Origin of the sequence: Lentzea atacamensis, from assembly GCF_003269295.1 — a bacterium.
Classification (GTDB): domain Bacteria; phylum Actinomycetota; class Actinomycetes; order Mycobacteriales; family Pseudonocardiaceae; genus Lentzea; species Lentzea atacamensis.
Genome location: NZ_QLTT01000012.1, coordinates 1 through 8,710, shown reverse-complemented (window position 1 = coordinate 8,710; position 8,710 = coordinate 1). Strand labels below are relative to the sequence as shown.

8 protein-coding genes are annotated in these 8,710 nt (G+C 69.2%); 4 read left to right on the top strand and 4 right to left on the bottom strand.

All coding sequences use genetic code 11. The features are described 5' to 3' along the window. The 4 genes from pssA to moeA form a co-directional block, all read right to left on the bottom strand. The coding region (gene pssA, locus C8D87_RS38420; RefSeq protein WP_112230967.1) for a CDP-diacylglycerol--serine O-phosphatidyltransferase at positions 1-449 on the bottom strand (449 nt) is incomplete at its 3' end. Positions 450-454: 5 nt separating this feature from the next. Then, complete coding sequence (locus C8D87_RS38415) at positions 455-1,150, bottom strand: phosphatidylserine decarboxylase (RefSeq protein WP_109631538.1); 696 nt, start codon at positions 1,148-1,150, stop codon at positions 455-457. Positions 1,151-1,353: 203 nt separating this feature from the next. Next, positions 1,354-2,766, bottom strand: coding sequence for a M48 family metallopeptidase (locus C8D87_RS38410; RefSeq protein ID WP_112230965.1), 1,413 nt, complete (start codon positions 2,764-2,766; stop codon positions 1,354-1,356). A 15-nt stretch (positions 2,767-2,781) separates the two neighbouring features. Further along, complete coding sequence (gene moeA / locus C8D87_RS38405) at positions 2,782-3,978, bottom strand: molybdopterin molybdotransferase MoeA (RefSeq protein ID WP_267899917.1); 1,197 nt, start codon at positions 3,976-3,978, stop codon at positions 2,782-2,784. Positions 3,979-4,048: 70 nt separating this feature from the next. Here moeA and C8D87_RS38400 point away from each other — a divergent pair, with 70 nt between their 5' ends. The 4 genes from C8D87_RS38400 (at position 4,049) to groL (ending at position 8,102) form a co-directional block, all read left to right on the top strand. Continuing rightward, on the top strand, positions 4,049-4,690 hold the full coding sequence (locus tag C8D87_RS38400; protein ID WP_109633110.1) for an AIM24 family protein: 642 nt from the start codon (positions 4,049-4,051) through the stop codon (positions 4,688-4,690). 79 nt (positions 4,691-4,769) lie between these two features. Next, a complete protein-coding gene (locus C8D87_RS38395) occupies positions 4,770-4,973 on the top strand; it encodes a cold-shock protein (protein ID WP_065915056.1) in 204 nt (67 codons plus the stop codon). 59 nt (positions 4,974-5,032) lie between these two features. Next, on the top strand, positions 5,033-6,256 hold the full coding sequence (locus tag C8D87_RS38390) for a serine/threonine-protein kinase (RefSeq protein WP_112230962.1): 1,224 nt from the start codon (positions 5,033-5,035) through the stop codon (positions 6,254-6,256). 226 nt (positions 6,257-6,482) lie between these two features. After that, on the top strand, positions 6,483-8,102 hold the full coding sequence (gene groL / locus C8D87_RS38385; RefSeq protein ID WP_109631545.1) for a chaperonin GroEL: 1,620 nt from the start codon (positions 6,483-6,485) through the stop codon (positions 8,100-8,102). The last annotated feature ends 608 nt before the right edge of the window (positions 8,103-8,710 follow it).

Below are 8,710 nucleotides of genomic sequence, written 5' to 3'. Positions count from 1 at the left end.
TCGATGATCAGGGGGAGGAGCAGCAGCAGGCCGCCTGCCGGGGCCGGGACGCCCACGAAGAACTCCTTCGCGAACGGCGGCTGTTCCTTCTCCAGCAACGTGTTGAAGCGGGCCAGGCGGACCACCATGCAGACCGCGAAGATCAGCGCGATTACCCAGCCCGCGCGGCTGCCCTCGAACTTCCAGAGGTAGATCGCGAGGGCCGGGGCCACGCCGAAGGAGATCGCGTCGGCCAGCGAGTCGAGCTCGGCGCCCATCTTCGACGTGGCGTCCAGCAGGCGGGCGATGCGGCCGTCCAGGCCGTCGAAGACTGCGGCGGCGGCGATGGAGGCGATTGCGGCGCCCCACATGCCGACGTTCGCGAAGTGCACGGCGGACAGGCCCGCGCACATCGCCAGGACCGTGATCGCGTTCGGCAGGAGGCGAACGCCGGGCCCGCTGGGTGCCATCAGGGTCAGGCCTCCGGCAGTTCGGCGAGAACGGTCTCCCCGCCGATCGTGCGCTGGCCGGCCTCGACCAGGACGCGGCTGCCGCGCGGGACGTAGAGGTCCACGCGCGAGCCGAAGCGGATCAGGCCGTAGGTCTGGCCGGCGGCGACCTTCTCGCCCTCGGCGACCTCGCAGACGATGCGGCGCGCGACCAGGCCGGCGATCTGCACGACGACGAGATCGTGGCCGTTGACGGTGCGCAGCCAGACGGTGTTGCGCTCGTTCTCCTCGGAGGCCTTGTCGAGGTCGGCCGAGAGGAACTTGCCGGGGTGGTACGAGACCTGGACGATCTCGCCGTCCGCGGGCACGCGCTGCACGTGCACGTCGAAGACGGACAGGAACACGCTGACGCGCGTCATCGGCTCGGAACCGAGGCCGAGCTCGGCGGGCGGGACGGCGTCGACCACGTGGGAGACGGTGCCGTCGGCCGGTGCGACCGCGATGTTCGGGCGGGTCGGCGTCACGCGCTTCGGCTCGCGGAAGAACCACGCGACCCACGCCGTGACCAGGCCGAGGACGACGCCGAGTCGCTTGAAGCGCAGCCGGACGAGGAGGGTCGCGATCGCCGCACCGGCGACGAACGGGCGTCCGGCCGGGTGCATCGGCGGCACCATGCCGCGCGCGAGTTCGAGGAAGTGGGAGACGGGCTTCTCGCTGCTCATCGTGTCTGTGGGTCCGTAGCTTCCGTGAGTTGTCGGGCGGCATCACGCTACGCCAACACACCAAACCGCCCAGCAGGACTGTCGAGAACGCAAGTGGCCGGTCGGCTCGTGCATCCCCCGACGAATGCACGCGCCGACCGGCACCTCCGTTCAGTGTAATCCCCGTCACATGGCGTGAACAATGCCGGTCGGTGAGCGTTCCGTCACAGTCCGTCGACGCCGATCGCCTGCAGACGAAGCCGCACTTCAGCGACGCGGGAAGTGTCACGGACGGCGGGAGCAACGAGATCGTCCGGATAGACCGCAGCTCCGTCCGGCAGTCGCAGCGCGAACAGTCCGCCCCAGTTGATTTCCAGCACGGCGCGTCCCGCGGTCACGAGCTGGTCGGCGACCGCGCAGGCGAGGAGTTCCGTCACGGTGTCGACGGCCGCCTCGTGCACCTGCTCCGGCGTCAGTGAGGCGTCGACCGGCCTGCCGGTCAACCGGTGCAGTTCGCCGCGTTCGAGGCACGCCAGGACGGCGGCGAGCGTGTCACCGACCTTGCTCACCCGGCCGGCGTGCCGCAACGCTTCCGCGTAGCGGCGGACCAGCACGTGACCGGTCAGCGGGGCGAGCTCCTCCCACGTGATCGGCGGGCCCTCGACCTCGATCAGCGCCGCCACGGCCTCGGATGGCGTGCCGTCCAGCAACGTCCACGCCGGTCGTTCGTCGAGGCTCACGGCGGAGACGGACGGCAGCAGCGCCATCGCGGCCACCCGCTCGCGCACCGGCGGATGGCTGTCGAAGATCGACGTCGGCTCCTGCTCTGCCAGCACCGGCTCCAGTGCGCGCAGCTCGTGCACGCGCCGCGGGTGGTCCAGGTAGTGGCGGAAGCCCTCGAGCAGCGGCGGGGTGCGGCCCGCGAGGACCGCGAGCGAGACGTACCAGCGCAGGTAGTCGCTCCACGCCTCGCCGACCGGACCGATCCGCAGCAACGCCCGCCGTGCCGCCTCCTGACCCGCCGCGGCCACTGCGACCTCGTCGGCGAACCGCTCGTGCTCCCGGCTCTCCGATGCTGCGACCAGCGCGTACAGCTTTGCCCACCCGTACAGCAGCCGCATGAAGTCGCCCTGGTTGACCGCGAGCTCCAGGGCGACCTTCGCGCGGAACGTCACCGCGGACACCTGCGTGTGCCCGCCGCCGTAGTGGCCGAGCTCGTGCGCGAGAACGGACCGCAGCTCGCCGATCGACAACCCGGCGACCAGTGGCAGGCCGAGCTGCAGGTAGCGGGTGCCGCGGCGTTCCCAGACGCTCGCGTTCGCGTCCGGGACCAGCCGGACGTCGTCGGGGCTGCGGGTGCCCGCGAGCGCCGCCAGCTCGTCGACGTGCCGCCACAGCTCGGGATGCGTCGCGCGGGTCATCGGGATCCCGGTCGGCGCCGGCCTGGCGAAGATCGCGCGCAGCACCGCCCACAGCATCGGCACGGCGACGCTCGCGGCGAAGAACGCCATCCAGCCGCCGCCCTGGAAGTCGCCGATCCGGAACCGCCAGACCGAGACCACGACCAGGAAGGCCGTGAGTGCCGCGCCGAGCACGAAGAACCCGGCGAGCATCACCAGCGCGAGTACGGCTCGCATCCCCCAGCCGCCCTTCTACTGCAGGTATCTGACGGTGACCTCGGCTCCCGCCGCCAGCTCCGTCACGTCCTGCGGCACCTCGATCAGGCAGTTCGACAGCGCGAGCGCCGACAGCAGGTGCGACCCCGGGCCGCCGACCGGCGTCACGACCTGACCGGACGACGGGTCGTACAGGCCGCGCCGGAACTGCGTCTTACCAGCAGGAGACGTCAGCGAGGTCGTCACGGTTGCCCGCGCGGACGGCCGTTCGACCTGAGCGTGCCCCATCGACCTGAGCAGCGCGGGACGCACGAAGACCTCGAACGACACCTGCGCGCTCACCGGGTTGCCCGGCAGCGTCAGCACCGGCACGCCCTCGTAGGTGCCCGCACCCTGCGGCCCTCCTGGCTGCATGGCGACCTTCGTGAACCGCACGTCGTGGCTGACGAGGGCGTCCTTGACCACCTCGTACGCGCCCGCGCTGACCCCGCCGGACGTCACGATCACGTCCACGGAGCCGAGGTACGGCGCCAGTGCGCGGTGGAAGGCGTCCACGTCGTCGGGCACGAACCGCAGTTGCACGGCGATGCCTCCCGCTTCCCGCACGGAAGAGGCGAGCATCGTGCCGTTCGACTCGTAGATCTGACCGGGCTGCAGCGGCCGGCCGGGTTCGACCAGCTCGGAGCCCGTGGACAGGATCAGCACCCGCGGACGGCGGCGCACCGGCAGCTCCGCGAGCCCGAGCGCCGACGCGAGACCCAGCTGGGCCGGGCGCAGCACGGTGCCGGCGACCAGCACCGGGTCGCCCTTCTGCACGTCGTCGCCCGCGATCCGGATGTTCGTGCCCTCCGCGACGGACGCGTTGATCGTCACCGTCTCGGTGCCGCCGTCGGTCAGCTCGACCTGGATCACCGCGTCCGCACCCGGCGGGACCGGGGCGCCGGTCATGATCCGCTGGACGGTGCCGGGCTCGAGCGGGTCGAGCTGCGTCCGGCCCGCGGGGATGTCGTCGGCCACGGGGAGGCGGACCGGGATCGTCCCCGCGAGGTCGGCGGCGCGGACGGCGTACCCGTCCATCGCGGAGTTGTCGAACGGCGGCAGGGAAACGGGCGCGATGACGTCGGCGGCGAGCACGAGCCCGAGGCACTCGTCGAGCGGGAGCTGCAGCACGGGCATCAGCCCGACGAGCTCCGCGACGCGCTGGCGGTGTTCGGCGACTGTGGTGGGGGACACGACTGCATACTGCCAAGGCGAGGTGATCGTGACGATCGCCTGGACCAGTTCGTCCCCGGAGGTGTTGCTCGTGCAGGTCCGGACCCGGCACACACCGACGTTCGGCGTGGCGAGGCTCGTGCTCGCGCCCGGAGAGATGGTGCTGGTCGACCCGGTCACCGTGGTGGCGACGAGCTACGGCCTCTCGGTCGACGTGAAGGGCGCCGGTGCCAAGGCGGTCGCGCTGTGCACGGCGGGCGCGGAGGGCGGCTGGGTGGACACGGCGCCCGTGCTGCCCGGCGACCTGCACCTCGTCGAGCTCGACGGCACGCACGGCTGGTGCGTCTCCCGGCTCGGCTGGGTCGCGTCGAGCAGCACGGTGGCGATGAATCCCGAGGCGCCGCCGTTGCAGGCGCTCTTCGGCGGCCTCGAAGGTTTCCTGAACTACGCGCACGGCAAGGGCGGTGTGGTGCTCTCCTGTTACGGCGCGCTCGATCTCGTGACGCTGGAGGCGGGCGAGGCCGTGACGATCAGCAGCGACCACGTGATGGCGTTCGCGGACACCGTGCAATGCCGTCTTCGCCCGTCCGTACCCGATGCGGCGCAATCCATTCACACCGGTGAGGGCCTGGTGTTCGACTTCGCAGGTCCCGGTGCCGTGCTGACCCAGACGCGCGGACCCCGCCGGCTCACCACCTGGTTGCGCGCCAACGGAGTCAGCTTTCGTTCATGACTCCGTAAGGAGGTATCCGAGTGACTTTTCTTCTTTTAGCGTTGCGTTCTGCTCTTTGCGTGATCTGAAGGAGGACGCCTTGGCTCTCGGTACCGTCAAGTGGTTCAACTCCGAAAAGGGATACGGCTTCATCGCAACCGATGGCGGGCCCGACGTGTTCGTGCACTACTCGGCGATCCAGATGGAAGGCTTCCGGACCCTCAGCGAGGGCGACCGGGTGGAGTTCGAGGTGCAGGCCGGACGGGACGGACGCAGCCAGGCGTCGGACGTGCGAAAGGCGTGAGCATCACTCTTTGACCAACCCTCAGCACGGTGATCTGCGCGGGCGTTAGGCTGCCTCGCGTGTCAGAGGACCTGAGCGGACGGCGGATCGCGCACTACCGGATCGACGGCGTGCTCGGTCGCGGTGGCATGAGCGTGACCTACAAGGCCACTGACGTGAGACTTGGCAGGAAAGTCGCGCTCAAGGTCATCGGTGAGCACCTCGCACCCGACGCGGAGTTCCGCGAGCGGTTCGTCGACGAGGCGCGCAACACCTCCGCCATCGACCACGCGAACATCGTGCCGCTGTACGACTTCGACGAGGTCGACGGCCTGCTCTACATCGCGATGCGGCTGGTCGACGGCCAGGACCTCTCCGGGCACATCAAGGAGGGGCCGCTCACCCCTGCCCGCACGCTGACCCTGCTCGCCCAGGTCGCCGAAGCGCTCGACATGTTGCACGGCAAGGGCCTCGTGCACCTCGACGTGAAGCCGGCCAACGTCCTCGTGACGACCAAGGAAGGCGTGCGCGAGCACGTCTACGTCGCCGACTTCGGCCTCACCCGCCGCGGCGCCACCGGCCACCGCACTCGAACGGGTGATTTCCTCGGTTCGCCGACCTACGCGGCGCCGGAGCACCTGCGCGGCGAGCCCGTCGACGGCCGCACCGACCAGTACGCGCTGGCCTGCATGCTCTTCGCGTGCCTCTCCGGCCGTCCGCCGTTCCAGGGCGGCGTGCAGGAGGTCATCCAGGGCCACCTCGGCCAGACCGTTCCGCCGTTGTCCCAGCTCGTGGCGTTGCCGCCGGCCATCGACGACGTGATCCGCAAGGGCACCTCGAAGGAGCCGTCGCAGCGGTACGCGAACTGCGCCGAGCTCATCGCCGCTGCGCGTGTGGCTCTCGCCGGGGTCGCGCAGGGCTCGGCTCCCACTCAACTCGGCCCCGCGTCCGGCTCGATTCCCGTGCAGTCGCCGGTGTCCGGGCCGACGCCCGTGCAACAGGGTCCGTACCAGGGCGGCTTCGGTCAGCAGCCGCTCGCCGACCCCGTCCGGCTGCGTCCGCCGAACCAGGTGGGCGTGAGCGCCTTCACGGCGTCGAAGAAGGAACGGCCGGTGTGGTTCGCGCCGGTCATCGCCGCTGCGGCGGCGATCGTGGTGATCATCATCGTGGTGATCATCCTCTCGCCCGGTGACGAGCCCGCGCGCCAGCCCAAGACGAACTCCTCGCCGACGCTGCAGCTCGACGACGAGTCGACGTCGAAGAAGCCGCTGCCGACCTCTGTGCCGGTGCGCACGTCACGCTGACGTTCGCCGGGGTTCGCTTGCACTCGCCGTGCCCGAGTGCTAAACACGACTTAGCACTCGGCTCGCCCGAGTGCCAAAGCAGTGAGGCTGGGACGGTGAGGCACCCTCGTGATCAACGGGGGAGTCGTCCGTCGCGGGCACCGAGCCTGGCCACTCGCACCGTGTTCCGCTGTGGGCGTGCGCCCGCAGTGGCCCAGAATCCACAAAGGCGGAGGAACACACCGCAATGGCCAAGATGATTGCGTTCGACGAGGAAGCCCGTCGCGGTCTCGAGCGCGGGATGAACATCCTCGCTGACGCCGTCAAGGTGACGCTCGGCCCCAAGGGCCGCAACGTCGTGCTCGAGAAGAAGTGGGGCGCGCCGACCATCACCAACGATGGTGTCTCCATCGCGAAGGAGATCGAGCTCGAGGACCCGTGGGAGAAGATCGGGGCCGAGCTCGTCAAGGAGGTCGCGAAGAAGACCGACGACGTCGCGGGTGACGGCACCACCACCGCGACGGTGCTGGCACAGGCTCTGGTCCGCGAGGGCCTGCGCAACGTGGCCGCGGGTGCGAACCCGCTCGGCCTCAAGCGCGGCATCGAGCAGGCCGTCGAGGCTGTCGCCGAGCAGCTCCTGAAGGCCGCCAAGGAGATCGAGACGAAGGAGCAGATCGCTGCTACCGCGTCCATCTCCGCCGCTGACCCCACGATCGGCGAGCTCATCGCCGAGGCGATGGACAAGGTCGGCAAGGAAGGCGTCATCACCGTCGAGGAGAGCAACACCCTCGGGCTCGAGCTGGAGCTCACCGAAGGTATGCGCTTCGACAAGGGTTACATCTCCGGTTACTTCGTGACCGACCCCGAGCGTCAGGAAGCGACCCTCGAGGACCCGTACATCCTGCTGTTCGGCTCCAAGATCTCCACGGTCAAGGACCTGCTCCCGCTGCTCGAGAAGGTCATGCAGTCCGGCAAGCCGCTGCTGATCATCTCCGAGGACGTCGAGGGCGAGGCCCTGGCCACGCTGGTCGTCAACAAGATCCGCGGCACGTTCAAGTCCGTCGCCGTCAAGGCGCCCGGATTCGGTGACCGCCGCAAGGCCATCCTCCAGGACATCGCCACCCTCACCGGTGGCCAGGTCATCACCGAGGACGTCGGCCTGAAGCTGGAGAACGCCGACATCTCGCTGCTGGGCAAGGCCCGCAAGGTCGTCGTCACCAAGGACGAGACGACCATCGTCGAGGGTGCCGGTGACGCCGACCAGATCCAGGGTCGCGTCAACCAGATCCGCGCCGAGATCGAGAAGTCGGACTCCGACTACGACCGCGAGAAGCTCCAGGAGCGCCTCGCCAAGCTCGCCGGCGGCGTCGCCGTCATCAAGGCGGGCGCGGCCACCGAGGTCGAGCTCAAGGAGCGCAAGCACCGCATCGAAGACGCGGTCCGCAACGCCAAGGCCGCGGTTGAAGAGGGCATCGTCGCCGGTGGTGGCGTTGCGCTGCTGCAGGCCGCCGAGGCTGCCTTCGCGGGCCTGCGCCTGACCGGCGACGAGGCCACCGGTGCCAACATCGTCAAGGTCGCCGTCGAGGCGCCGCTGAAGCAGATCGCCATCAACGCCGGCCTCGAAGGCGGCGTCGTGGTCGAGCGCGTCAAGTCCCTGCCTGCGGGCGAGGGCCTGGACGCCGCGACCGGCGAGTACAAGGACCTGGTCGCCGCGGGCATCATCGACCCGGCCAAGGTGACCCGTTCCGCGCTGCAGAACGCGGCCTCCATCGCGGCCCTGTTCCTGACGACCGAGGCTGTCGTCGCGGACAAGCCGGAGAAGAACGCTGCTCCGGCCGCGCCGGACGCTGGTGGCATGGACTTCTGAGTCCAGGCTTCAGATCGACTGATTGGCCCGGTTCGCCTTTGGCGGGCCGGGCCTTTTGGTGTCCTCAGGGTTCTGTTCCAGCGTGGTTGCATGGGCCGTTTCGAGCCGGGTCGTTTCATCGCCGCTTCGCGACGATTGCGATTGGGGCTTGACTTCGGGGCCCTTGCGAGGCGCTGGTCGGCCTGTAAAAGCCGGGCAGGTAAAGCGCCCGGCCGATCCGAACACGGTAGCACCTCGCACCCAAAGTCAAGCCCCAATCGCGAGCGTGCGTGGTTGCGTTTGTTTGTTCGGGTGCGGGAATTACCGGTTGCACGGCCGTTCATTGCCCATTACGGCTCGCTCCGCTTCGCCACGGGTGACGGTTCGGTCGATCCGTTCATCCGATTGTGTATGGCCTGACCTGTTATCTTTTCGTGATCTTGCGGTAGATTAGAACACGTGAGCGACACCCGACTCCTCTCCACCGACGAGCTGCTACGCGGCATCGTCGACGAGGTGACGGAAATCCGGGTCCGCGAACATTCGGTGATGCAGAAAATCGCCGAATTGGATCGGCGTGGGGCCGCGGCCGAGCTGGGGTACAAGGATGTGCCGCACGTGCTGCGGCA